Below are 24,455 nucleotides of genomic sequence, written 5' to 3' on the forward strand. Positions count from 1 at the left end.
AAGTTTAACTTTTCATAAAAACCAAAACCATAAAGATACTGTAACCTAAAACTAAAAAGAACCCCTTAAACCTGCTTATTTGCATGCGTTTAGGAATAAAAATAAGAGGTATTAATACTGCTGCAAAACCTAGCATCCAAAAGATATCGTTGGTCAAAATTTGAGGTTCGGTGACTTCTATTGGCTTTACCAATGATGTTAACCCAAGTACGGATCCAATATTGAAAATATTAGAACCTATCAGGTTACCTAGTGAAATAGCCTTTTCTTGTTTTGCAGCTGCTATTACTGATGCCGCCAATTCTGGAACACTAGTACCTATTGCAATTAAGGACACGCCAATTACTGCTTCACTAACACCAATAGAACGAGCTATCTCTTTAGAGCCTTCCACAAGCCATTCACTGCCAAAATATAATGCTGCAGCACCAATAATCAACCAAATTATAATCTTAAAGTTGGAAACTGTTGCCAGAGTCTCGTCTACTTCCTCAACAACTGTATCCTTTCTAGCCTTTCTTATTAGAATAAATAAAAATAGCACTAAACCTAAAAACAGGATACCACCTTCCACTGCTGTAAGCAAGTTATCATTTTTTAAAAAGTAATAGAGCACAAGGGAAAACACCATCATTACAGGCCAATTAAGCTTGTAAAACGATTTATCCACCGCTATGGAGCCCACTAAGGCTGTAACTCCTAGTACCAAACCTATATTGGCAATATTAGAACCTACTACATTATTAATTGCTATAGCCGGAGAGCCAGAGAATGCCGCTTGCAAACTCACCAACAACTCTGGAGCTGATGTCGCGAAGGATACCACCGTCATACCAATAACCATTTTTGAGATATCAAATTTAAAAGAGAGCGCTACAGAGGAACGCACGAGATACTCCCCTCCTACTACTAATAGAACAAAACCAAGAACAACCCAAAGGATACTCATAAACTATTTTTTTGCGAAGATAATACTAAGAATTAACGATTTACAATTTTTGATTTACGATTTATAAACAGCTTAAAAACTAAAAATTTCGTTAAATAACTATAATTTTAGTTTTATAACTATAAAAATAGTTTATATTTGTAAGGCACATATTTTGGTAAGTATTAAAACAAACTGGGAAGCAATGATTTTTGCTGATATGTGCGTAAGGTATAGTAGCGGCATCCTTTTTTACTTTTTTGTAAAAAAGATCTGCCTGTCATATCACAGGTAGGCAGGGTCCCAAATAAAAATTAAAAATACATGGATAAATTAACAAACAAAGAAGAAGAAATAATGCATGTGCTTTGGAAGTTGGAAAAAGCTTTTGTAAAGGATGTGCTTGCTGAAATTGAAGGCGAAAAACCGCATTACAACACGCTTTCTACAATAATTAGAAATTTAGAAGATAAGGGATATGTAGCCCATAATGCTTACGGAAAAACCCACCAGTACTACCCTATTGTTGAAAAAGAGGACTATAGAAAAGGCTTTATGACAGCAGCAATTGACAACTATTTTAACAACTCCTACAAGAATGTAGTGTCATTTTTTGCTAAAGAGGAAAAAATAAGCGTTGAGGATTTAAAGGAAATTATCTCAATAATTGAAAAAGAAAAATAGTTATGGAATATATATTGAAAGCTTCGGGCGTTGTTGCCATTTTTTACGTTTTTTACTTAGTGCTTTTAAGGAAAGACACCTTTTTTAAATGGAACCGGCTGTTTTTGTTAGTAGGATTAGTGTCCGCTTTTTTGCTATCCTTAGTAGTCATACCTATTTATATAGAGTACACTCCAATTGATATCTCCAGTTTTACCTTTGAAACTGCTCAAAGCCAACAGGCTGTAGTTTCATACGACGTTTTAGATTATTTGGCACTTGCTTACTTTTTAGGAGTTACTTACTTTTTTCTTCGGTTTGTACTTCAGCTGTTTTCATTAATTCGCGTTATTTGGAACAATAAAAGAAAACCTATGGAACGATTTGTTTATGTTGAAACCCAGCAGGATATTTCACCATTTTCATTCTTTAAATGGATAGTTTATAATCCCAATCAGTTTAATCCTAAAGAATTACAACAAATCCTAGCGCACGAAAAAGTGCATGTAGAACAACATCATTCAATAGACGTACTTTTAATGCAAGTGTTTTGCATTGTACTATGGTTTAATCCGTTTGTATGGTTGTATTCAAAAAGTTTAACACAGAATTTGGAGTTTTTGGCCGATAGTGCTGCAGTAGATAACTCTGAATGCAAAAAATCGTATCAATATACATTGCTTAAAACAAGTTTGCCAACTCATCAATTGGCTTTAAGCAATAATTTTTATAATTCATTAATCAAAAAACGAATCGTTATGTTACACAAATCAAAATCTAATAAATTAAATCAATTAAAATTTCTTCTTATTACGCCACTTTTAGTGTTGTTCTTAATGAGTTTTAGCACAAAAGAAATTTATATTAAAAAAGATATTGTCCCTGTCTATGAACTTCAATCTAAAGTAGCATCTCCTGTGGAAACTATTATTGAACAAAAAGATACAGGAGCCACTATGGCAAAAACAAATGAAAATATTATAGCCGAAAAAAGAAAAATTAAGGGAAAGCGTGACCCTATTAAAACCAATAGCACAGTTAATAGACTAAATAAAAAAACTATCAGTACAGTAGCTGCTACATCAATTTCAACTTCAAATATTACAAAGCCTGGAGAGGAGGTAATCATCATCACCAAAAATACTAGTGATGAAGAATTGGAAAACATTGCTACGAATCAAAAAAAACTGGGATTAGATTTAAAGTTTAGCGGTGTGAAGCGCAACAAAGACGGCGAAATAACAGCTATAAAAATAGAAGCCAGCACTAAAAGATCCAACGCAAACTATAACATCAAAGATGACGATGCCATAAACCCGATTATGATTAGTTATTCTGATGGGAATATCTCCATAGGAAACGCTAAATCAAAACACAACACTTTTGTTTTTGAAAGTGAAGACAATAACAACAAAACAGTATCCGTAATAGTTGAGGCAGATGAAGACATTGACGAAGATGTGGAAGAAGACATTATTGTAATAAAAGAAAAGAGCAACGGAAAAGAAGATAAAAGAATAATAAATATTGAGAAGAAAAGCAAAATGATTGTTCGAACCAAGGATGGTACTCAGCCACTATTTATTGTTGATGGCAAAGAACTTAAAAGATCAAAGTTCAAAAACTTAGAACCAGATGATATCGAAAAAATTTATGTATTAAAAGGTGATAGTGCTACTGAAAAGTACGGAGACAAAGGAAAAAATGGCGTTGTAGAAGTTATTACCAAAAAGAAAAAATAAAGGGCACTAAACTTAAAACAATTTATTAAATAAGGGCACTCTATCATGAGTGCCTTTCTTATTGATTTTTCTGATTGAAAAAGATGAAATCGTCAAAAAACGACAGTTTTTAAATAAAAAGCGCCTTGGTTTTTAAAACACACCTCCAAAACACCCTATAATTATTTCATATTGAAACCATAATTATTATAAAAAGTTTCATTTACTCACTTACGTAAAGATGGTCACACCAATATCGAAACCAATTCTGTTTTTTTACTTACAAATCACTATTCAAATTCATCGATTTTCATAAAAATGCTTGGTGGACACTAGGGCTAATATATATATTGAAAAAACATTGATAATTATTAACCTTAAAAACCAAATAAAATGATAACTCTTGCCAAATTTTTAGTTGATGTAATACTGTTTATTATATCAAGTATTTAATCCAAAAAAACGGTAAAACTTAGTCTAGAATAAGTTTTACTATTTTTGCTTTAAGTACAGTAAATTTTGAAAAAGCAAGTTTTTATATTTTTAGCGAAGGTTAACAAATTACTTCTCCCCAGCTATTCTAAACGTAAATTAGATTTAACCAAAGCCAGCAAACTACAATTGGCAATAATTGGTTGGCGCTGGTGTGTTACAAAACATGCTTTGGATTAAATTATTCTACACATAAAAGAGAAGTATTTAATAGAGATACAGGATTCCATATACTTACGATACTCCACTGGTAACAAAAACTCCAGCTTATAAATTCGAGCAATATTGAATATCCAATTTAAAGGTAGCTTTAACCTTTGCACGATTACATATCCTGACAAAGCTCCGCTTTGAAAAACAAAAACTCCAGCTTATAAATTCAAGCAAGCTCGATTTAACGCTGGAGTTTTTGTTTTATTCGTGACCACGGCAGGATTCAAACCTGCAACCTCTTGAGCCGTAATCAAGTGCGCTATTCAGTTGCGCCACGTGGCCATTTTTAGTGGCTGCAAATATACATTTTTTATTAAAACACCTCCAAACTTTTATTTCAGTTTAAGATAAAAAATAATAATGATGCTTCATTAAGAGACGTTAAGGGTTTTGGGGTAACTAATGTTACAGTACAATAAAGTTATATAAACTACTTTTAAAAATTACTAAAAATAATAATTAATGAAAAACTTTATTTTCTTATCACTGGTTTCCTTTTTAATTTTTAGTTGTAACGACACCAAGAAGAAAGGATATGCCACATACGATATACAAAAAGACATTAGCCAGCACCCTGGGAAAAAACTAATGGAAACCAATTGTTACATTTGCCATAACCCTACAGCAAGTCATGATAATAGAATTGCACCACCAATGATAGCCATAAAAAAGCACTATATAACAGACACTACAAACAAAAGTGAATTTATTGATGCGATGCAGACATGGATAAAAAACCCTAATGCCGAAGACGCAAAAATGTTTGGTGCCGTATATCGTTTTGGTGTTATGCCTAAAACGCCATATCCTGAAGAAACCATAACGCAAATTGCCGATTATATGTTTGATCATGATATTGAGCAACCAGAATGGTTTGAAGATCATTTTAATAAGGAAAGAGAAATGCAACATGGGAAAGGTACGGGTAATGGTATGGGAATGGGGAAAGGTATGCATAAAAAGCACATGCAAACTAATTTTGAAGATTTGCCTTACGGAGAGCGCGGCTTAAAATATGCCTTAACAACAAAAGCTGTATTAGGCAAAAATTTAATGGGAACAATTCAAAAAAAAGGTACTCTTGAAGCTTTAGCCTTTTGTAATGAAAAAGCATATCCTTTAACGGATAGTATGGCTGTTGTGCACAATGCCAAAATCAAACGAGTATCAGATAAGCCAAGAAATATAAATAACCAAGCCAATACTGAAGAGTTAAAGTATATAAAAACATTTAAACAGGCTATTGCCAACAAAGAAGAGCCCAAACCAATAGTTAAAGAATTAAATAATGAAGTACACGTATATTATCCTATAACTACTAATGCTATGTGCTTGCAGTGTCATGGAAAGCCAAATGAAATTATTAACAAAGCAACATTAGAAAAATTAACATCTTTATATCCAAAAGATAAGGCTATTGGTTATGAAATTAATCAGGTAAGAGGTATTTGGAGTATTACTTTTGATGAATAAACCATGTTCGGTATGGCAAATTTTCGAAATTAATAATTGTTGTATTTGTATTGAAATAATATTAACGCAATACAACTGACAAATGTCATATTTAATAAAACTTATGATTAATATTTTTGAAATTTAGAACCAAAAAACTGTATTTATGATAACTCAAAATATTGCATTATTCAATTGGAGTAATGGCGTAATAATGATAGCTATTTTTGGACTAGTTTGCTTATTTCTTGTTGGCTTTTTAATTAAGTTTATGGCTGGTGGTAATAAGAATAATAATGAGCCTAAAGAACAATAATTTATAGTTTTTAAAATAAAGGAGCGCATTAAAAAATGCGCTCCTTTTTTGTATAATAACTGGATGTTAAAATTTATATTGCAAGAAGGCAGAGAGGTTTCGTCCTGGTTCTGTAATGGGGGTTCTTCCAAAATCTGCTTGGTTTGTAAAAGAAAAGTTTAAATGGTTGTTGTAAGCTTCATCAAAAGCATTAATTAACGCCACTCCTAAAGTTATGCTTTTAATAGGCTTTATTCCCAAGCGCATATCTAAAGTTTCATAAGCGGCAGTTGTTGTTTCTCCAAAGCTTCTTGAAATATTATCTTGTTTTGATACTAAATTATACTGAATATTTCCCCAAAATTTATTCTTTTCAATACCTAAAGATAACCGCGTTGTACGGGGAGGTGTTAATGGAAGGGATTCAGCTAAATCTTTGTTTTTAGCATACACATAAGAAAATTCAGTTTTAAAATAACAATGGTTTAAAAAATCAATTTGCGCCATAGCTTCAAAACCAGTTTTATAAGCTTCATCTAGATTTCTAAAAACTTTTGGGTTTCTTGGTTGTGCCATAGGTCTAAACTTCCTGTTTAACGTTTCATCTACGATACCAACAATATAGTTTTCAAAAAACGAATAGTAAAAGGAGGTTTCATATCTAAAGCTATTAAAGCCATTTTTCAAGGGTTCATTGCCTTTAAAACCAATTTCAAACTGATTATTAACTTCAGCTTTTAAATTAGGATTTCCAATATATTCAAAAGGATCTTGCCCTACTGTAAAATGATTGATGAAGCGCTCTATCATATTAGCAGATCGTACACCTCGCCCATAAGCAACTTCTAAAGTAAATTTATCTGAGACTATTTGTTTTACAGAAACTGTACCGCTAACGTTATGTTCTGTACGCTTCTTTAAATCGTACATGGCAGCAAAGTCGTCCTCAGGATCTTGTATGTCTGAAGCAACATTGTCGTAACGTATTCCAGCTGTAAAAATAGTTTTAGAATTTAGATTGTATTTTGCTTCAGTAAATACACCTATATCTGTAATGTAAGAGTCTTGCCAAACTTTATCATTAAACGTCATTGGCATTGGTAGAGGGTTTCCATTCATTATTTTTACCAATCGCGTTCTGCCTCCGTCTCTAGCAATATGCATTGCATCTATACCCGAAAAAAGGTTTAACCTTTTGGCAGGTTCCCAGTTTAATTCTAATTTACCACCAAGTGTTGTTGCATCAACAGCAGAGGCAGCTTCCATCATCATGAAAGAAGGCCTATTATTGTTGGTCATTAAATGGTCTACATAGCTGTAATAGGCTTTTGCCGTTAATGATTTTAGGGCTTTACCTATATTATCTAATTTATAATCTAAAGCAAAAATGCTACTATTATCATATTCGGTATCCATGGGTAACGCAGCATGTAGTACATCACGACCAAAAGATTGTCGCCAATGTGCTTTTAAACGTTGGTCTTCAGAAAAATTATAGCCTATTTTAATGCCATAATCTGTACTTCTAAAGGACGATGGGATTTCTATACCATCACCATCCTCATAATTTCCAAAATCTCTATAACCAGCATTTGCTACAATATCATATTTTTCTTCAATGTATTGTATTTGTGCTAAGTTTACTAAAGAATTTCCGTTGCTTTCGTAACCTCCAGAAACTTTTCCATGTAATCCATAATCTTCATAATCTGGTTTTTGGGTTACTAAATTTACAATGCCTCCAAAAGTGGCTCCGTATCTAACAGTATAGGGCCCTTTTATAATTTCAATTTTAGAAATTTCCTCAGGAATAATATGCGTTGTAATGGGGTCCATTCGGTTAGGGCAGGCATGCATTGCTTTGGTACCACCATCATACTGAATATTTAACTGTTCGTATTGTGCAGCTCTAAACGATGGGTCGATCGCATAATTTCCTCTTTTTATAACCGAAAAGCCATTAATGTTGTTGAATAAATCGGCTACATTTTTAGGTTGCATAATTTTTTCGTCATATTTATTTGCAACAACAGTAAGTACAGGGTCTGTTGTTACATTTCCATTTACAATAACCTCACTAAGTTTTATTGTTTTTTGCTTTGTTGTATCTTTTTTGGTATCGCTATTTTTTTGACCATAAGATACAGCCGTAATTAGCGTGCATAGAAGCACACTATAAAATGTTTTCATTTACAAGTAATTTAATTTTAACTTAAGTAATTGGAGTGGTAATTACTATCTCTCAGACAAAAAGTATTATACTCTTGGAGGATGAAAAAAATCATAAGTATTTATAAATGAATATAAGTTATTATAGGTAATTAGGACGGGCTTTTTATTATGAATTATTTTAGGAAATAAAAATTCTGAAGTATGAGTTGAGAACAAAATAACTTCCTTGAAATCAATAATACTTTCAGGAGTGTTTTGTTTATTATCTTGCGATTTAGCTACTTTTTTTAAGTGACATTTACCGTTACATTGTAATTCTGGTTGGTCTTTGTTTTCACATAATGCTTCAATAAAACCTACGGGATCTAACTCATAATAGGCATAAGTTAAAGATGTTTTTGTGCTATTGATTAATATCAAAGCACTTAAAAAAATAAAAACTATAGGTGTGCCTACTTTCATTATGCTGCAAAGATATAATAGCTTGTTAGTTTATGTGCAGATTTTTTATCATACTTTCTACAGAACCTAAATTTATAGCACAATTGATTCAGCTACACATATTTATTTCGAATGTCTTAATATAAACTGAATTTCAAAGCAACATTGGTTACATAGTTAAATACTATACAATAGTACCTTTACTATAAACAATACAAATAGTTATAAATTATGAATATCACAGAAACAACACAAGAACAAGAATTTTATGCAATGCCAAGAATTGGGGACACAGCTCCAGATTTTGAAGCGGTAACAACTAAAGGGAAAATAAAAATGTCTGATTTTGCTAAAGACAAATGGATTGTTATGTTTTCGCATCCAGCAGATTTTACACCTGTTTGCACCACAGAAATGAGTGGTTTTGCTACTAGGAAAAATGAATTTGATGCCTTAAACACAGAGCTTTTAGGTTTAAGTATAGATAGCATTCATGCACATTTAGGCTGGGTACAAAACGTTAGGGAAAATACAGGAGTGTATTTTGACTTCCCAATTATTGCAGATATAGATATGAAGGTATCTAAACGCTACGGTATGTTACAGCCAAATGAAAGTGAAACCGCCGCAGTTCGTGCAGTATTCTTTATAGATCCAGAGAAAAAAATTCGACTAGTTATGTACTATCCTTTAAACGTTGGTAGAAATATGGACGAAATTTTAAGAGCTCTAGAAGCTTTACAAACATCTGACAAGTATAAAGTGGCAATGCCTTTAGATTGGAAAAAAGGAGATAAAGTAATTGTTGGTCCTCCAAAGACGTTAGATGAATTAAACGAAAGAATAAATGATGATACTTTAGAAAAGGTCGATTGGTATTTGGCAAAGAAAAATATATAAAAGTAATCTTAAAAAACAGGCTTTTTTGTGTAACATTAGTTACTACTATTAAATTACTTATTGTCTAAATTTATATATAATTTAAACATAATAAGATGAGAAATTCAGTTTTAAATCAGTTAGCTACTATTGCAATATTGTTTATATCGTTTGCATTTTTTAATGGTTGTAGTGATAATGATGAAATTAATGATATTGTAAATGAGGGTATAAATAATAATACACCAAATGATACACCAAAGGAAATATTAACAGCAGCAGACAAGGCAGCTTTATTATTTATGTTAGAAGAAGAAAAATTAGCAAGAGATACATATATCTATTTAAACGATTTATGGGCTATTAATCAATTTGCAAACATTACAAAGAGTGAACAAACCCATATGGATGCGATTGCCAATTTGTTAACTCAAAACAAAATCCAATATACGGTTTTACCTGTTGGTGAATTCAAAAATCAAGATTTACAAAACCTTTACAATCAATTTGTAATTAATGGTAAAGTAGATAAAATTAATGCCTTTAAAATTGGCGCAACAATTGAAGATTTAGACATTGTAGACTTACAAAATCTTATGGATGCTAGTCAAAACACCGATATGATCTCTATTTTTAAAAGTTTACAATGCGGTTCTCGTAACCATTTAAGAAGTTTTATTAAGGGATTAGACAATATAGGAGGCACTTATTCACCACAGTTTTTAACACAAACGGAATTTGACACCATTGTATCAGCACGTAATGAAAAGTGTAATTGATTTAAAAAATAATAAAATCAAATAGTGTTTTTTGAAAAAGTGTTTTTTTAATGTAACATATGTTACATAAGTAAATTAATAATCCTTGTATTTTGCTCTAGAATACTATTTATTTACTGGATACCTTATAATTTTAGGATTTGGAATAAGAATTTAGAAGATTAATAGCAAATAAAAGCACTCAATTAATTGAGTGCTTTTTTATTTCTAAACTATTGCGAGATATAGCACTAGATCTGATAGAGATCATTGTGTCAAACAAATTTCTCAAATATCTTTGGTTGTGTTTTAATTAAAACAGGATTACTAAGCCTACAAAATCTATTTAAAAATCCTTTTGGAATTTCATGCTAAATACAGCAAGGGTATTAGAGTGTCTGCAATTATTGGTGTTGGTATCCTTTTAAATCATACTCTTTTTTTCAGTAAAGAAAGATCAGAGGTTTATGGACGAAAATATACAACTCAACTTCTTAATATAAATAAACATCGATAGAAAAAAGACAGCAAGTAACATTGGTTACAAACTTCAACTCAACATTAAACTATGTTTGCACTGTAAATTTATAATTAATGAAAAAACATATTTATATAACACTAGGCCTTTTGGCTTTTACACTTTTCGTGGAAGCCCAAGAAATGGTTCCAATATCTAAATCTGAAGTACAATCTAAGGTTTTAGAAAACAATACTTCTATTAAAATTTCAGAAGAAGAATTTAAACAAGCACGAGCAGATTACAGACAAACAAACGCTGTGTTTTTACCAAACATTACTGCAAGTCATACAGCAATAGCAACTACTAATCCATTAATGGCTTTTGGTTCAAAATTAAATCAGGAAATTTTAACACAAAACGATTTCAATCCTGCTTTGCTAAACGATCCATCTCAAATTGAAAATTTCGCAACTAAGCTAGAAATACAGCAACCACTTATTAATCTAGACGGAATGTTTCAACGAAAAGCCGCCAAATCTAAAATGGAGGCCATGTCTTTAAAAACAGAACGCACGAAAGACTATTTAGCGTTTGAAGTTGATAAAGCATACATGCAATTACAATTAGCATATAAAGCTATAGATGTTTTAGAAAAAGCACTAGAAGCGGCCAATGCCAACAAAAAACTAGCAGACGATAGTTTTAAACAAGGCTATCTACAACGTGCAGATGTGTTAAATGTAGAAGTACGTGTAACCGAAGTTCAGAACCAGTTACATATGGCAAAAAGTAATGTTCAAAACGCATCCAATTATTTATCTTTTTTAATAAATGATGAAAGTTTCGTTGTTTACGCACCAACCGACGAGTTGACTGTATCTGCTTATACTTTGCAGGATAAAACAGTTTCAGAAAACCGGTCAGATATTAAAGCGATGCAATTTGCATCAAACGCTTTTGAATCCATCAATAAAGCAGATAAAATGGCATTCTTACCAAAATTAAATGCCTTCGGTAGTTATGAGATGTATGACGATCAAATCTTTCAAGCTGATGCCAATGGATATTTATTTGGAGCACAATTAAGTTGGGATATTTTTCAAGGCTCAAAACGTTTTGGAAAAGCGCAAAAGAGCAAAGCAGAATTCGAAAAATCCAAGCTAGAATATGAGCAATATGTATCGCAAAGTCAATTAGAATTGAATAAAGTAAAACGCGCATTTTTAGATGCTGAAAACAAATTAAAACTTACTGAATTAGCATTACAACAATCAGATGAATCTTTACGAATTCGAACAAACAGATTTAAAGAAGGTTTAGAAAAAACATCCGATTTATTAATAGCAGAAACACAATACGCCCAAAAACAATTAGAATATTATCAAACCATTTTTGAATACAATTATACACAAGCGTATTTACAATTTTTAACTAAAGAATAATTTTTAAAATGAAAAAAACATATACAATCCTAACACTTTTGGTAACACTAATATTAGCAAGTTGCGGAAGCGAAGGCAAAAATAACGTTGCTGATAATTCACCAGCAATTACTGTTAAAGTAAACCAAGTGGAAGCAAATGGAAATAGTCCATTTTTATCTACTAGTGGAAAAATACAAGCTAAAAATAGTGCCGATTTAAGCACTAGAATGATGGGTTACGTTAATAAAGTACATGTAAATGTTGGAGACCAAGTACACAAAGGGCAATTATTAGTTTCCATTAACAATGCCGATTTACAAGCTAAAAAAGCACAAGTCAATGCCGGAATTACCGAGGCTACAGCTGCTTTTAATAATGCACAAAAAGATTATAATCGTTTTAAAAACTTATTTGCAAGCAATAGTGCCTCTCAAAAAGAAATGGACGATATAACCGCTAATTTTGAAATGGCTAAAGCCCGTTTAGAAGCTGCAAACCAAATGAAAAACGAAATTAATGCACAATTTACATACAGCAATATTTCCGCTCCATTTAATGGAATTATTACTAGTAAAAATATAAAAGTTGGTGATATGGCAAATCCTGGAATGCCATTAATAAGCATAGAAACACCGGGGGTTTTTGAAGTGATAGCTATGGTACCAGAAACAGAAATTTCAAGCATTAAAACGGGAATAACCATTGATGTTTTGGTGAAATCCATCAACAAAACTCTTAAAGGAAAAGTGACAGAAGTAAGTTCATCTGCAAAAAATACAGGAGGGCAATATTTAGTAAAAATAGATTTAGACAGAACAGAAGCCAATATTTTATCAGGCATGTTTGTTACCGTACAATTTCCAGTAGAAAAGAAAGCTAAATGGTCTATGGTTTTAATACCTGAAGACGCTATCGTAAAAAATGGGCAACTATCTGGAGTTTACACCGTAAGCCAAAGTAATACAGCCTTGTTACGTTGGCTGCGTTTAGGCAAGACGTTTGGGAACCAAGTAGAAGTCTTATCTGGATTAAATGCAGATGAAGCTTACATTGTTTCTGCCGAAGGAAAATTGTTTAATGGTGCAAAGATAAGCCCATCCTCAATCCTTCCCAAAGGGAAGGAAGCCAATACGGAATCAAACTTAAAAAAAAGTATTAATTAAAATTTACCCGTTCAGTTTTTCCCCTTTGGGGAAATTAAAAGGGGCTTATAATTATGAAAGAAGGAATCGCAGGTAAAATTGCCAAAATCTTTATACAATCGAAGTTAACAGTTTTGTTAATGATTGTGTTTATGGTTGTTGGTGTGTATAGTTCGTTTTTAATTCCGCGTGAAGAAGAGCCACAAATTGATGTGCCTATGGCCGACATTTTTGTTGGGTATCCTGGAGCGAGTCCAACAGAGGTAGAATCGCGAGTTATTAAGCCTTTAGAACAACTCATTTCGAACATAAAAGGTGTTGAATATGTCTACTCTACGTCGATGAAAGAGCAAGGTATGGTGATTGTACAGTTTTATGTAGGCGAAGATATTGAGCGCAGTTTCGTGAAATTATATAACGAAATTAACAAGCACATGGATCAAATGCCTGCAGGCGTAACGTTTCCGTTGGTAAAAACACGTGCCATTGATGATGTACCAATGTTAGGATTAACCTTGTGGAGCGAAAATTACGACGATTACCAATTAGGCCAAATGGCACAAGAGCTTGAATCTGAAATTAAAAAGGTAAACGATGTAGCCATGACGCATAAAATTGGCGGGAGAAATCGCCAATTACGTGTGGTTTTAGATAAAGATAAACTAGCAGCAAGTGGACTTGATTTCTTGATGGTTTCTGAAATGATTAAAGTGAACAATAGTCAATTAAACTCCGGAAGTTTTGATAAGAATGATACCGAATTTTTAGTAAATACTGGTAAGTTTTTGGAATCGGTTACCGATGTGGAGAATTTAGTAGTTGGTGTGCAACAAAATCAGCCCATTTATTTAAAGCAAATTGCTACAATTATTGACGGACCAGAAGTACCACAAAACTATGTGAGTTTAGGATTTGGTAAAGGCAGTGCGAAAGCTTCGGAATACCAATCTGAGTATCCTGCTGTAACCATTTCTGTTGCTAAAAGAAAAGGTGCTGATGCCATGAAAATTGCTGAGGTTATTATTGATAAGGTATCACATCTTCGAACAACTTTAATCCCAGATGATGTCCATGTTGAAATTACAAGAAACTATGGTGAAACGGCGTCACACAAAGTATCAGAATTACTCTTGCACCTTATTGGTTCTATTATAGCGGTAACTATTGTGGTTATGTTGGCTATGGGTTGGCGCGGTGGTTTGGTGGTGTTTTTATCCGTTCCAATCACGTTTGCTTTAACGCTTTTGAGTTACTATATGTTGGATTACACGCTAAACAGAATCACATTATTTGCATTGGTATTCGTTACTGGTATTGTGGTAGATGACTCCATTATTATTGCTGAAAATATGCATAGGCATTTTAAAATGAAACGCTTGCCTTTTAAACAAGCCGCCTTATACGCTATAAATGAAGTTGGTAACCCTACTATATTGGCAACCTTTACCGTAATAGCGTCTGTTCTACCTATGGCGTTTGTATCTGGATTAATGGGGCCATATATGGCACCAATGCCAATTGGAGCGTCTATTGCCATGATATTATCCTTATTTGTGGCTTTAACAATAACGCCTTATTTGGGTTATATTTTCTTGAGAGAAAAGGACAAAAAAGTCGCTGCAGATAAACCTGAAAAAGCAATTGAGGATACGGCTATTTATAGAGTTTATAATAAGTTTGAAAGACCCCTATTAGAAAGCAAAACAAAACGTTGGTTGTTTTTAGGTGGAACATTCTTGTTACTTATGGGCACCATGGTTTTGTTTTTTACAAAATCGGTTGCAGTAAAAATGCTGCCTTTTGATAATAAAAATGAATTCCAAGTAGTCATAGATATGCCTGAAGGTACAACACTAGAAAGAACTGGCGTTGTAGCTCAAGAAATTGCACAATATTTATCCACCCGACCAGAAGTGGTTAATTACCAAAACTACATTGGAACCTCGGCGCCAATTACTTTTAATGGATTGGTGCGTCATTACGATTTACGTGGCGGTAGTAATATGGCCGATATTCAAGTAAATTTATTGGACAAAAAAGAACGCTCTGATCAAAGTCACGATATTGCGAAGTTACTGCGACCAGATATTCAAAACATAGCTTCAAAATATAATGCAAATGTGAAATTAGTTGAAGTCCCACCAGGGCCTCCAGTTTTATCAACAATAGTAGCTGAAGTTTATGGCCCCGAATATGACAAGCAAATTGAAATAGCCAATAGTATACAAGATATCCTGAAAAACACAGAAGATGTTGTGGATATCGATTGGATGGTAGAAGCAGATCAAACCGAATATCAATTCGAAATTAACAAAGAGAAAGCAATGTTATACGGAGTTGCTCCGCAGCAGATAGTTTACACAATGAATATGGCTCTGTCTAACAGAATTCTAACCAACCTATATGACGAAGATGCCGTTAATCAAGTTGGATTATTGTTGACTTTAGATGAAAAAGAAAAATCGACAATTTCTGATATTTCACAATTAAAGGTGAAATCTAAACAAGGTAATATGGTGCCTATTGCAGACTTGGTTAATATTACAGAAACTAATACAGCAAAAAGTATTTACCGCAAAAACCAAAAACGAGTAGTCTATGTTATGGCCGATATGGCAGGTGAATTAGAGAGTCCCGCTTATGCAATTTTGGGGATGGAAGAAAAACTGAAAAACATTCCATTACCAAAAGGTTACGAGATTAACGAAATGTATTTAGGTCAGCCAGATTTTGAAGATGACTACACTGTAAAATGGGATGGTGAATGGCAAATAACTTTGGAGGTTTTTCGAGATTTAGGCATCGCCTTTTTAGGCGCTATTATTCTAATTTATATTTTAATTGTAGGATGGTTTCAAAATTTTAAAGCACCAATAGTTATGATGGTTGCCATACCATTATCATTAATCGGGATTATTCTGGGACACTGGATTATGGGGGCGTTTTTTACTGCTACCTCATTTATAGGAATGATTGCTTTAGCTGGAATTATGGTGAGGAACTCCGTATTACTTATTGATTTTATCAACCTAAGAACAGCTGAAGGTGCACCATTAAAGCAAGCTGCTATTGAGGCAGGCGCCGTACGAACAACACCCATTCTATTAACGGCAGGAACCGTTGTAATTGGGGCGTTCGTAATACTTTTTGATCCTATTTTTCAAGGGCTAGCTATATCACTAATGGGAGGAACCATCGTGTCAACAGTTTTAACCTTGTTGGTTGTGCCACTTGTTTATTATATGATTGAGAAAAAGAATTATAAATAATAACATTTGGTTGAGTGCAGTAGAGACCTATATGTAGCAAAGTAGTTGAAATGAGTTCTCGACTGCGCTCGAACCTACAAAAATTTAAGACAATGAAATTAGTCATCGTTACAGCAGTAGAGCAATTTCAGAAAGATGTTTTGAAATTGTTTAAAAAAGCAAATATTGAAAGCTTTAGTAGTTCAGAAATTGATGGATACAAAAATGGAACCTCATTATTAATGGCTTCAAATTGGTTTTCAGGTGAAAAAGGAAGTAATGAATCGAGCTTGTTTTTTTCTTTTACAGAAGACGAAAACATTGATACATTATTCAATTTAATCAAAGAATTTAATACAAACTTAGAAACTAACAATCCCTTAAAAGCGATTGTAGTTCCTATTGAAAAATTTATATAATCTTAAAAATTAAGCAAAATGTTAAATACATATTTTAGAGTTATTGTTGGTTTTATGGTGCTTTTAAGCGTTATACTAACCATATACGTAAATACAAACTGGATGTGGTTTACCGTATTTATTGGCGTGAACTTGATTCAATCAGCATTTACCAAATGGTGTTTATTAGAAACTATATTACAAAAATTAGGAGTGGAAAAATAAGATTTGCGCCCGTACTTCTTTCTAATCTGTAATTAAATATTAGTACATTTTTTATTAAACCCAAATGATAATTTAATACATTTTAAATTGTTATTTTTGGGTATGGATTATAATTTATTGCAACAAAAGTTTTCCCATATTTTTGATGACGAATTAATAGTTGAAATTTCAGAAAAAGGAATATTTAAAAACTTCAAGAAAGATGATATTATAATTGATATTGATCAACCATTAAATTTCATTCCATTATTACTGGTTGGAGATATCAAAATCATTAGAGAAGATGATGATGGTCATGAAATTCTTATATATTTTCTTGAAGCTGGGGAGACTTGCACTATGTCTTTAACATGCTGCCTGGGTATTGCGAAAAGTAAAATTAGAGCTGTAGCCGAAAAAGACTCTAGTTTAATTATGATTCCTGTTCATAATATGCAGAAATGGTTTGATAGTAATGCTAGTTGGAGAAACTTTATTTTACAAAGCTACCAAATTCGCTTTGAAGAAATGCTTGAAGCTATAGATAGTCTTGCATTCATGAAAATGGATGAACGTTTATACAAATATCTAAAAAACATGGCCATGATTGATGAATCTAATACCATATCCATAAAACATCAAGATATTGCCGAAGATTTAAATACTTCTCGTGTAGTTATCTCTAGACTCTTAAAGAAATTAGAGACCGAACGTAAAATTAAATTAGGACGAAATAAAATCGTTATTTTATAAGTTTTTCAACTTTTAAAAGATCTTTTTTCGTCCATTAAAATTCTGAAAAAAGTTTTTAATACCAATTATCCCGTAAAAAATAAACTTCAATGTAAATTTGCAACAAACATTAGGTATGAATTATATATTAAACCCATGGCCTTGGTATATTTCAGGTCCACTTATAGCCTTAGTTATGGCGCTCCTACTCTATTTTGGTAAAACATTTGGCATGTCTTCAAATCTAAGAACCATGTGCACCATTGCTGGAGCAGGTAAATTTGTCGATTTTTTCAATTTTAGGTGGAAAGATCAAATTTGGAATTTAACCGTAGTGTTTGGCGCCATAATTGGTGGCTACATTGCTGTTAATTTCCTATCGAATGATATTGGAACGGATTTAAATCCAACAACAATAGTAGAACTACAAAATATGGGATTTTATAGCCCCGGAGAAACTCTAGTGCCAAATGAAATTTTCGATTTAGACGTTTTAGCATCTCCTAAAACCTTAATAATTCTTGTTATAGGAGGGTTGCTTGTTGGTTTTGGCACACGCTATGCTAGTGGCTGTACATCTGGGCATGCTATAACAGGATTGAGTAGTTTTCAAAAGCCATCTTTAATTGCGGTTATTGGCTTTTTTATTGGAGGTCTCATTATGGCTAATTTCATTTTACCCTTAATATTTTAATATATGAAGTTTTTAAAATTTTTATTGATTGGAGTATTTTTTGGTATTGTTTTGGTAAAATCTGAAGCCGTGTCTTGGTACCGTATTTATGAAATGTTTCGTTTTCAATCCTTCCACATGTATGGCATTATTGGTACTGCAATTGCATCAGGTATTTTGTTTCTTCAATTATCAAAAAAAGGGATTATAAAGAATATAAACGGATCAAAAATACATGTTCCTAAGAAAGAAGATGGTTTAGTAAGATATATTATTGGTGGTATAATTTTCGGACTTGGTTGGGCACTAGTAGGTGTTTGTCCTGGACCTATGTACATTCTTTTAGGTACAGGTGTTTGGAGTATGGTTATTGTTATCGTTGCGGCCATTTTTGGTACATTCATTTACGGACTTTTAAAAAATAAGCTACCACATTAAATGGATTCCACTCAAATATTAGGATATATTGGCGCTCTAATTGTTGGCCTAGTACTAGGACTAATTGGAGGAGGAGGCTCCATATTAACAGTACCATTATTGGTGTACTTATTGGGCTATAATCCTGTAATAGCTACAGCATATTCCCTATTTGTTGTGGGCGCCTCTTCTATGGTTGGTACGTATCAAAAACATAAAAAAGGATTGGTGGACTTTAAAACGGGGTTAGCCTTCTCCTTCCCGTCTTTTGTGGCTGTGTATGCCACACGTCGCTATTTAGTTCCTGGAATTCCTGACACTTTTTTCAGTATTGGTAATTTCAGCTTAACAAAGGATATGGGCATTATGATATTTTTCGCCATTATTATGATAATCGCCTCGTACTCTATGATTAAGAACAGAAAAAAGCGTCTTAATAATTCCAAGAGTCAGAGTCAGCCCTACTACAAAACATTTATACAAGGTGTAATAATAGGAACAATCACAGGAATAATTGGAGCTGGTGGTGGCTTTCTATATGTACCTGCACTTGTGCTTTGGGCGAATATTCCAATGAAAAAAGCGGTAGGCACATCTTTAATTATAATCACTATCAATTCATTAATTGGATTTGTTGGAGATGTCCAAACATTAAATATAGAATGGACTTTCCTGCTAATATTTACAGGTATTGCCATTTTAGGCATCATTTTAGGTGTGTTTTTATCAAGGTTTATTAGTGGTGAAAAGCTGAAAAAGAGTTTTGGATATTTCATACTTATCATGGCTACCTACATCATTTACAAAGAGTTAAATTAAGTTTAAATGTGATAATAGTTACAAACCGAACCAATTAGGTTTAGTAATTTTGATTCACTAAAAAAATAATAAATATGAAGATAGAACAAATATATACGGGGTGTTTAGCACAAGGGGCATACTACATTGAATCTGATGGAGAAGTCGCCATAATTGACCCATTGAGAGAAACACAACAATACGTGGATAAAGCCGAAAAAGAAAATGCGAAAATCAAATATATTTTTGAAACTCATTTTCATGCTGATTTTGTCTCTGGGCATATTGATTTAGCAAAAAAAACAGGTGCAACCATAGTTTTTGGACCTGGGGCAAAAACGGAATACGATATTCATGAAGCCAAAGACAATGAAACTTTTACATTAGGCAACGTTGTAATTAAAGTGTTGCATACACCAGGGCACACACTTGAATCTGCAACGTATTTATTGTATGATGAAAATGGAAGAGAACACGCTATTTTCTCTGGAGACACTTTGTTTTTAGGCGATGTGGGTAGACCAGATTTGGCAATAAAATCGGATTTGACGAAAGAAGATTTAGCCGGCATGCTTTACGATTCACTACGCAACAAAGTCATGACATTACCAGACGACGTTATTGTATATCCAGCCCATGGTGCAGGTTCAGCCTGTGGAAAAAATTTAAGTAAAGAGACAGTGGGTGTTTTAGGAGACCAAAAGCGTACCAATTATGCATTGCGAGCAGATATGACCAAGGACGAATTTGTAAAAGAAGTGTTGGATGGTATTGCACCACCACCGCAATATTTCGCCAAAAACGCCATGATGAACAAAGTGGGCTATGATGCTTTTGAAACTATTTTAAAACAAGGTAATACACCGTTAAATCCAGAAGATTTTGAGAACATAGCAAATCAAGAAGGTGCTTTAGTACTCGACGTTCGTACAGAAAAGGAATTTGTTAACGGACACATTCCCAATTCTATTTTTATCGGTATACATGGTGGTTTTGCGCCTTGGGTTGGAGCTTTAATCACAGATTTAAAACAACCCATTTTATTGGTTACCCCAGAAAGTCGTGAAGAGGAAACCGTTACCAGACTATCGCGCGTGGGTTATGATAACACTTTAGGGTATTTAGAAGGTGGCATTAAAGCTTGGAAAAATGCTGGTAAGGATATTGAAACCATTACCTCAATTTCCGCTGAAGAATTTGCAAATCAGTTTAAAAATGATAGCATACATGTTTTAGATGTTAGAAAAGATGGGGAATTTAGCTCAGAGCATTTAGAAGGTGATAATGTACAGCATTTCGCTTTAGATTATATTAATGATAATATGAACAGTATCGATAAGGAGAAAAGGTATCATTTGCATTGTGCTGGTGGATACCGTTCTGTTATTGCCGCTTCTATTTTGAAAGCGCGCGGATTTGATAACCTAGTTGATATTGCTGGTGGCTTTGGAGCTATCAAAAAAACAGATTTACCAACCACAGATTTTGTTTGTCCCTCAACTTTATAAAATGAAAACAACTTTAAAAATACAAAATCTTAAATGTGGCGGGTGTGCCAATACCATACTAAAGAAAATGTCTACCATTAAGAATATCACTGATATAGAAGTGGACAATGAAACCGATACAGTTTCTTTTAATTATGACGATAATAACACCCTAAATAAGGTAACAACATTACTTAACAATATAGGGTACCCCGTGAACGGAGAAAAAAATGCGTTGTCAACAAAAGCTAAATCTTTTGTGAGTTGCGCCGTTGGCAGGATTAAAAGTTAAAAAAGCCTTTAAGATTAAAATCTTAAAGGCTTACTAATTTATCAAATAGATACTCTTTTTACACAATTTCTGCACTTAAACCAGCTTCTAACAATTTAGAGCATCTAGGTTTTAAGTCGTCATATTCGCCAGTTTTAACTGTACATTTTCCTTTGTAATGCACAATTAATGAACATTGTTCTGCTTGTTCAGAAGTATGATCACAAGCATAAATTAAAGTGTCTATTACATGATCAAATGTGTTAACATCATCATTATACAGTACAATTTCATTTTGTTTTAATACTTCCTCTTCAAGTAATAATTCTTCTGATACTTTTTCTTTTGAACTCATTTTTTAATCTTTTGGGGAGCAATTTCACTACTAATTTAAAAATTTTAACGACACCCAATTGTTCCGTTCTAATTTTTCTTCAAATTTTAACAGATATTTTTCACATTCAGATTGTATCATAGGAATATCATCTGTATAAAATCCACTTAAAAACAACATCCCATTCTTATTCAAGCATGATATATAAGTTCCCATATCTTGCATTAATATGTTTCTATTGATGTTGGCAATAATAATATCATATTTGTTTTTTCCTAAGACAGATGCATCTCCTTCAATTACTGTGATGTGTTTACAATTATTTCGTTCTACATTTTCAAGACTATTTAGGTAACACCAGTTATCATAATCCACAGCCTCAATAGGTTTTGCTCCTTTAAGTTCTGCCAGAATTGCTAAAACACCCGTACCACAACCCATATCAAGAACTGATTTATTTTCAAAATCGTTTTTTAAAATATGCTGAATCATCATGTGTGTAGTTTCGTGATGCCCAGTACCGAAACTCATTTTGGGTTCAATAATAATATCGTACTGGGTATTGAAAGATTCATGAAATGGTGCACGAACCACACATATATCGTCTACCACAATTGGATTGAAGTTTTTCTCCCATTCGGCATTCCAATTGGTTTGTTCTATCTCTTCAAACGTAAAAGATATTTCAAACTCATCAGAACTCAAGACTTGAACATCTTCTAGAATATTTTCATACCATTCTTCTTTTTGAATGTATGCTGTAACACCTTCTTCAGTTTCAATAAAACTTTCAAAACCTGCATAACCTAATTCGGCTATAAGAATTTCAACAACAGGTTGAAGCGGTTGTACTTTGAAATAATATCCAATATAAATCGTGTTTGACATATAACTTATTTAGGGTACAAAGTTACATGTAATTTATGAGTTCATTCCTTTACATTTTCTAAACTTAACTTTTCAATTCTTAATTTGTATCTAAGGTAGCTTGGACAATCACTCTAGCTCCAACCTGAACCTTAACGCTACATTCACTTAAAAAAGTATTATTTTTGAATTGCTATTGTTTGATGATCTTTAAAACTGAACTGGTATTAGCTGTCGTTACTTTGATATAGTAACTCCCTAAAGGCACATCTAAATTTAAATGTATGAGTTGATCCCCATGATAATTGCTATCAAGAAGATGCAGTCCCAAAGTATTATAAACCGAAACGTTAACCTCTTCATAATACTGATTTAAATCTATAATGAGCTCACCCTTAGTTGGATTTGGATAAGCTTTGAAGATTGTACTAAATGAATTATCAAAATCACTTAACGTATTTAAGCCTGGTAAAGTATTAGGCTCATTAGCATCGAATACAAAAACAGAACCAGCACTTTGTAAAAAATTAAGTCCATCTTGGTCCTCGTCCTCTGGATAAGCACCAACAATGGCAAAATCACCACTTAAAGCTACATCAAAACCAAAATAATCACTGTTATTCGCATTTGGATCGTATATCGTCGACACTAGACTCCAAGTACCCGTTCCATCTTTTTCATAAACAAATGAAACACCTGCATCTCCCACACCTCCTACGTCCATTAAGTAAGCACCAACAACCAAACGATTACCATCTAAATCAATAGAGTGGCCAAATTTTGATGCATGTTCTAAATAATCTGGTCTTACTTTTTGAATTTCGTTCCAGACACCATTAGCATCACGCTCAAAAACATAGAATGCTCCGTACTGCGCCCTTGTATTTCCTGTGGCATATTCTTGTGAAGCACCAACTATTAAGGTATTACCTTCCATTGTTACTGATGCTCCAAACCACTCTCCAAACTCTCTATCCGACGCTACAATTTTTTGCGTTTCATTCCATACACCTGCACCATTGCGTTCGAACACATACACAGCTCCAGCACTACCCAATATATTATTGCCAGAAACATCTTTTGACTCTCTAAATGCACCAATAGCTATGTAATTTCCGTCAATAGCCACAGCTTTATCTCCAAAGGCAACATTTGCTTCTCTATCTGAAGCTACAATCTTCTGTACGCGCTGCCAGACACCGCCTCCATCACGCTCAAAAATAAATGCAGATCCTGCCTGGTTAAGTGTATTGGTATCGTTCTCATCTTCATCTTCCCATGGTGCTGATACCACAGCATAATCGCCGCTGATGTCTACTGCGTCGCCAAATACATCTAAAGAGGTTCTATCTGTACCTACTAGTTTTTGAGCTTGAATCCAATTGCCACTGCCATCCTTTTCGAAAATATAAGCGGCACCTGGCGCATCGTTTATATAGTTGTTTTCATTTTCATCGTAATCCTGATTTAAACATCCAACAATAAGGTAATCTCCATCAATGGCTATAGAATTCCCAAACTGGTCGAACTGTCTCGGGCTAGAATGTGTTATGAGTTGTTCTTGATTCCAAACATCATTTACATCCTGTTTAAAAAAATAAACACCTCCACCATCAGAAGCCACTGTGCCTTTGTGTCTAGCATTAATAAAAGCGTAATTGCCTTGCAAAGCCACTGCATATCCAAACTCATCTCCTAATGCCCTGTCATCAGGAACGATTTTCTGGATTTCTCCCCAACCTTGTGAGTTGATATTAAAAGCTATAAATAGGCTAAAAAGAATTAATAGTAATTTGCGTTTCATAATCAAATCATTTTTATAATTAATAACTGTTATAAAATTACTTTGACCATCGCTAAAATACTTAAGGGCTTTCCTTGATTTATTTAAAATCAGGGAATACCCTTAGACCAACTAAGCTTAAAACTTGTTAGATAAAAATTAGAATACGATTAAAGTTAAAATAGAAGATTTTACTAGCCTTA

The 24,455-nt window shown here is 33.2% G+C and carries 24 protein-coding genes and 1 tRNA gene; 18 read left to right on the forward strand and 7 right to left on the reverse strand.

Features of this window, described 5'->3' with window-relative positions; genetic code table 11:
- Positions 1-4: 4 nt before the first annotated feature.
- Positions 5-949 carry a calcium/sodium antiporter gene (locus EYD45_RS14130; protein WP_130965211.1) on the reverse strand — a complete coding sequence of 315 codons (945 nt, stop codon included), beginning with the start codon at positions 947-949 and terminating at the stop codon, positions 5-7.
- A gap of 303 nt (positions 950-1,252) precedes the next feature.
- On the opposite strand from EYD45_RS14130, the gene EYD45_RS14135 reads away from it, so the two are divergent.
- The 3 genes from EYD45_RS14135 (at position 1,253) to EYD45_RS16960 (ending at position 3,984) form a co-directional block, all read left to right on the forward strand.
- A complete protein-coding gene (locus EYD45_RS14135; protein WP_130965212.1) occupies positions 1,253-1,612 on the forward strand; it encodes a BlaI/MecI/CopY family transcriptional regulator in 360 nt (119 codons plus the stop codon).
- Between the two features lie 2 nt (positions 1,613-1,614).
- Positions 1,615-3,333 (forward strand): M56 family metallopeptidase, encoded by a 1,719-nt coding sequence (locus tag EYD45_RS14140; protein ID WP_130965213.1) that lies wholly within the window; start codon positions 1,615-1,617, stop codon positions 3,331-3,333.
- A gap of 498 nt (positions 3,334-3,831) precedes the next feature.
- Complete coding sequence (locus EYD45_RS16960; protein WP_130965214.1) at positions 3,832-3,984, forward strand: SsrA-binding protein; 153 nt, start codon at positions 3,832-3,834, stop codon at positions 3,982-3,984.
- A gap of 241 nt (positions 3,985-4,225) precedes the next feature.
- On the opposite strand, the gene EYD45_RS14150 is transcribed toward EYD45_RS16960, so the two are convergent.
- Positions 4,226-4,299, reverse strand: a tRNA-Arg gene (locus tag EYD45_RS14150).
- A 180-nt stretch (positions 4,300-4,479) separates the two neighbouring features.
- Here EYD45_RS14150 and EYD45_RS14155 point away from each other — a divergent pair.
- Complete coding sequence (locus EYD45_RS14155) at positions 4,480-5,490, forward strand: Tll0287-like domain-containing protein (RefSeq protein ID WP_130965215.1); 1,011 nt, start codon at positions 4,480-4,482, stop codon at positions 5,488-5,490.
- Between the two features lie 145 nt (positions 5,491-5,635).
- Positions 5,636-5,785, forward strand: coding sequence for a hypothetical protein (locus EYD45_RS16765; RefSeq protein ID WP_165453945.1), 150 nt, complete (start codon positions 5,636-5,638; stop codon positions 5,783-5,785).
- A 66-nt stretch (positions 5,786-5,851) separates the two neighbouring features.
- On the opposite strand, the gene EYD45_RS14160 is transcribed toward EYD45_RS16765, so the two are convergent.
- Positions 5,852-7,954: a TonB-dependent receptor domain-containing protein gene (locus tag EYD45_RS14160; RefSeq protein WP_130965216.1), complete on the reverse strand. Its 2,103-nt coding sequence runs from the start codon at positions 7,952-7,954 to the stop codon at positions 5,852-5,854.
- Between the two features lie 66 nt (positions 7,955-8,020).
- Positions 8,021-8,398, reverse strand: coding sequence for a hypothetical protein (locus EYD45_RS14165; protein WP_130965217.1), 378 nt, complete (start codon positions 8,396-8,398; stop codon positions 8,021-8,023).
- Between the two features lie 210 nt (positions 8,399-8,608).
- Here EYD45_RS14165 and EYD45_RS14170 point away from each other — a divergent pair, with 210 nt between their 5' ends.
- The 13 genes from EYD45_RS14170 (at position 8,609) to EYD45_RS14230 (ending at position 21,289) form a co-directional block, all read left to right on the forward strand.
- Positions 8,609-9,277 (forward strand): peroxiredoxin, encoded by a 669-nt coding sequence (locus EYD45_RS14170; RefSeq protein ID WP_130965218.1) that lies wholly within the window; start codon positions 8,609-8,611, stop codon positions 9,275-9,277.
- A 95-nt stretch (positions 9,278-9,372) separates the two neighbouring features.
- The gene (locus tag EYD45_RS14175; RefSeq protein WP_130965219.1) at positions 9,373-10,035 is read left to right on the forward strand and encodes a DUF2202 domain-containing protein; all 663 of its coding nucleotides are present in this window, start codon (positions 9,373-9,375) and stop codon (positions 10,033-10,035) included.
- A gap of 573 nt (positions 10,036-10,608) precedes the next feature.
- On the forward strand, positions 10,609-11,916 hold the full coding sequence (locus EYD45_RS14180) for a TolC family protein (RefSeq protein WP_130965220.1): 1,308 nt from the start codon (positions 10,609-10,611) through the stop codon (positions 11,914-11,916).
- Positions 11,917-11,924: 8 nt separating this feature from the next.
- Positions 11,925-13,061, forward strand: a complete 1,137-nt coding sequence (locus EYD45_RS14185; protein ID WP_130965221.1) for an efflux RND transporter periplasmic adaptor subunit — start codon at positions 11,925-11,927, stop codon at positions 13,059-13,061.
- A gap of 53 nt (positions 13,062-13,114) precedes the next feature.
- On the forward strand, positions 13,115-16,309 hold the full coding sequence (locus EYD45_RS14190; protein WP_130965222.1) for an efflux RND transporter permease subunit: 3,195 nt from the start codon (positions 13,115-13,117) through the stop codon (positions 16,307-16,309).
- Between the two features lie 92 nt (positions 16,310-16,401).
- On the forward strand, positions 16,402-16,707 hold the full coding sequence (locus EYD45_RS14195; protein ID WP_130965223.1) for a hypothetical protein: 306 nt from the start codon (positions 16,402-16,404) through the stop codon (positions 16,705-16,707).
- A gap of 18 nt (positions 16,708-16,725) precedes the next feature.
- Positions 16,726-16,911 (forward strand): YgaP family membrane protein, encoded by a 186-nt coding sequence (locus EYD45_RS14200; RefSeq protein WP_130965224.1) that lies wholly within the window; start codon positions 16,726-16,728, stop codon positions 16,909-16,911.
- A gap of 102 nt (positions 16,912-17,013) precedes the next feature.
- Positions 17,014-17,643 (forward strand): Crp/Fnr family transcriptional regulator, encoded by a 630-nt coding sequence (locus tag EYD45_RS14205; RefSeq protein ID WP_130965225.1) that lies wholly within the window; start codon positions 17,014-17,016, stop codon positions 17,641-17,643.
- A 115-nt stretch (positions 17,644-17,758) separates the two neighbouring features.
- Positions 17,759-18,316: a YeeE/YedE family protein gene (locus EYD45_RS14210; protein ID WP_130965226.1), complete on the forward strand. Its 558-nt coding sequence runs from the start codon at positions 17,759-17,761 to the stop codon at positions 18,314-18,316.
- Positions 18,317-18,319: 3 nt separating this feature from the next.
- Positions 18,320-18,733: a DUF6691 family protein gene (locus EYD45_RS14215; RefSeq protein WP_130965227.1), complete on the forward strand. Its 414-nt coding sequence runs from the start codon at positions 18,320-18,322 to the stop codon at positions 18,731-18,733.
- On the forward strand, positions 18,734-19,531 hold the full coding sequence (locus EYD45_RS14220; RefSeq protein WP_130965228.1) for a sulfite exporter TauE/SafE family protein: 798 nt from the start codon (positions 18,734-18,736) through the stop codon (positions 19,529-19,531).
- A 74-nt stretch (positions 19,532-19,605) separates the two neighbouring features.
- A complete protein-coding gene (locus tag EYD45_RS14225; protein ID WP_130965229.1) occupies positions 19,606-21,018 on the forward strand; it encodes an MBL fold metallo-hydrolase in 1,413 nt (470 codons plus the stop codon).
- 1 nt (position 21,019) lies between these two features.
- On the forward strand, positions 21,020-21,289 hold the full coding sequence (locus EYD45_RS14230) for a heavy-metal-associated domain-containing protein (protein ID WP_130965230.1): 270 nt from the start codon (positions 21,020-21,022) through the stop codon (positions 21,287-21,289).
- 58 nt (positions 21,290-21,347) lie between these two features.
- Here the strand turns inward: EYD45_RS14230 and EYD45_RS14235 are convergent, their stop codons facing one another.
- From EYD45_RS14235 to EYD45_RS14245, 3 genes are all read right to left on the reverse strand, one after another.
- Positions 21,348-21,623: an ATP-dependent Clp protease adaptor ClpS gene (locus tag EYD45_RS14235; protein ID WP_130965231.1), complete on the reverse strand. Its 276-nt coding sequence runs from the start codon at positions 21,621-21,623 to the stop codon at positions 21,348-21,350.
- A gap of 30 nt (positions 21,624-21,653) precedes the next feature.
- Positions 21,654-22,490, reverse strand: a complete 837-nt coding sequence (gene prmA / locus EYD45_RS14240) for a 50S ribosomal protein L11 methyltransferase (RefSeq protein ID WP_130965232.1) — start codon at positions 22,488-22,490, stop codon at positions 21,654-21,656.
- Positions 22,491-22,662: 172 nt separating this feature from the next.
- A complete protein-coding gene (locus tag EYD45_RS14245) occupies positions 22,663-24,273 on the reverse strand; it encodes a T9SS type A sorting domain-containing protein (RefSeq protein ID WP_130965233.1) in 1,611 nt (536 codons plus the stop codon).
- Positions 24,274-24,455: the final 182 nt, after the last annotated feature.

The organism is Hyunsoonleella flava (assembly GCF_004310325.1).
GTDB classification, from domain to species: domain Bacteria; phylum Bacteroidota; class Bacteroidia; order Flavobacteriales; family Flavobacteriaceae; genus Jejuia; species Jejuia flava.

Bases quoted from the DNA above. Each gene is read 5' to 3' on its own strand.
- EYD45_RS14130 (WP_130965211.1), bottom strand. From the start codon at position 949: ATGAGTATCCTTTGGGTTGTTCTTGGTTTTGTTCTATTAGTAGTAGGA.
- EYD45_RS14135 (WP_130965212.1), top strand. From the start codon at position 1,253: ATGGATAAATTAACAAACAAAGAAGAAGAAATAATGCATGTGCTTTGG.
- EYD45_RS14140 (WP_130965213.1), top strand. From the start codon at position 1,615: ATGGAATATATATTGAAAGCTTCGGGCGTTGTTGCCATTTTTTACGTT.
- EYD45_RS14155 (WP_130965215.1), top strand. From the start codon at position 4,480: ATGAAAAACTTTATTTTCTTATCACTGGTTTCCTTTTTAATTTTTAGT.
- EYD45_RS16765 (WP_165453945.1), top strand. From the start codon at position 5,636: ATGATAACTCAAAATATTGCATTATTCAATTGGAGTAATGGCGTAATA.
- EYD45_RS14160 (WP_130965216.1), bottom strand. From the start codon at position 7,954: ATGAAAACATTTTATAGTGTGCTTCTATGCACGCTAATTACGGCTGTA.
- EYD45_RS14165 (WP_130965217.1), bottom strand. From the start codon at position 8,398: ATGAAAGTAGGCACACCTATAGTTTTTATTTTTTTAAGTGCTTTGATA.
- EYD45_RS14170 (WP_130965218.1), top strand. From the start codon at position 8,609: ATGAATATCACAGAAACAACACAAGAACAAGAATTTTATGCAATGCCA.
- EYD45_RS14175 (WP_130965219.1), top strand. From the start codon at position 9,373: ATGAGAAATTCAGTTTTAAATCAGTTAGCTACTATTGCAATATTGTTT.
- EYD45_RS14180 (WP_130965220.1), top strand. From the start codon at position 10,609: ATGAAAAAACATATTTATATAACACTAGGCCTTTTGGCTTTTACACTT.
- EYD45_RS14185 (WP_130965221.1), top strand. From the start codon at position 11,925: ATGAAAAAAACATATACAATCCTAACACTTTTGGTAACACTAATATTA.
- EYD45_RS14190 (WP_130965222.1), top strand. From the start codon at position 13,115: ATGAAAGAAGGAATCGCAGGTAAAATTGCCAAAATCTTTATACAATCG.
- EYD45_RS14195 (WP_130965223.1), top strand. From the start codon at position 16,402: ATGAAATTAGTCATCGTTACAGCAGTAGAGCAATTTCAGAAAGATGTT.
- EYD45_RS14200 (WP_130965224.1), top strand. From the start codon at position 16,726: ATGTTAAATACATATTTTAGAGTTATTGTTGGTTTTATGGTGCTTTTA.
- EYD45_RS14205 (WP_130965225.1), top strand. From the start codon at position 17,014: ATGGATTATAATTTATTGCAACAAAAGTTTTCCCATATTTTTGATGAC.
- EYD45_RS14210 (WP_130965226.1), top strand. From the start codon at position 17,759: ATGAATTATATATTAAACCCATGGCCTTGGTATATTTCAGGTCCACTT.
- EYD45_RS14215 (WP_130965227.1), top strand. From the start codon at position 18,320: ATGAAGTTTTTAAAATTTTTATTGATTGGAGTATTTTTTGGTATTGTT.
- EYD45_RS14220 (WP_130965228.1), top strand. From the start codon at position 18,734: ATGGATTCCACTCAAATATTAGGATATATTGGCGCTCTAATTGTTGGC.
- EYD45_RS14225 (WP_130965229.1), top strand. From the start codon at position 19,606: ATGAAGATAGAACAAATATATACGGGGTGTTTAGCACAAGGGGCATAC.
- EYD45_RS14230 (WP_130965230.1), top strand. From the start codon at position 21,020: ATGAAAACAACTTTAAAAATACAAAATCTTAAATGTGGCGGGTGTGCC.
- EYD45_RS14235 (WP_130965231.1), bottom strand. From the start codon at position 21,623: ATGAGTTCAAAAGAAAAAGTATCAGAAGAATTATTACTTGAAGAGGAA.
- prmA (WP_130965232.1), bottom strand. From the start codon at position 22,490: ATGTCAAACACGATTTATATTGGATATTATTTCAAAGTACAACCGCTT.
- EYD45_RS14245 (WP_130965233.1), bottom strand. From the start codon at position 24,273: ATGAAACGCAAATTACTATTAATTCTTTTTAGCCTATTTATAGCTTTT.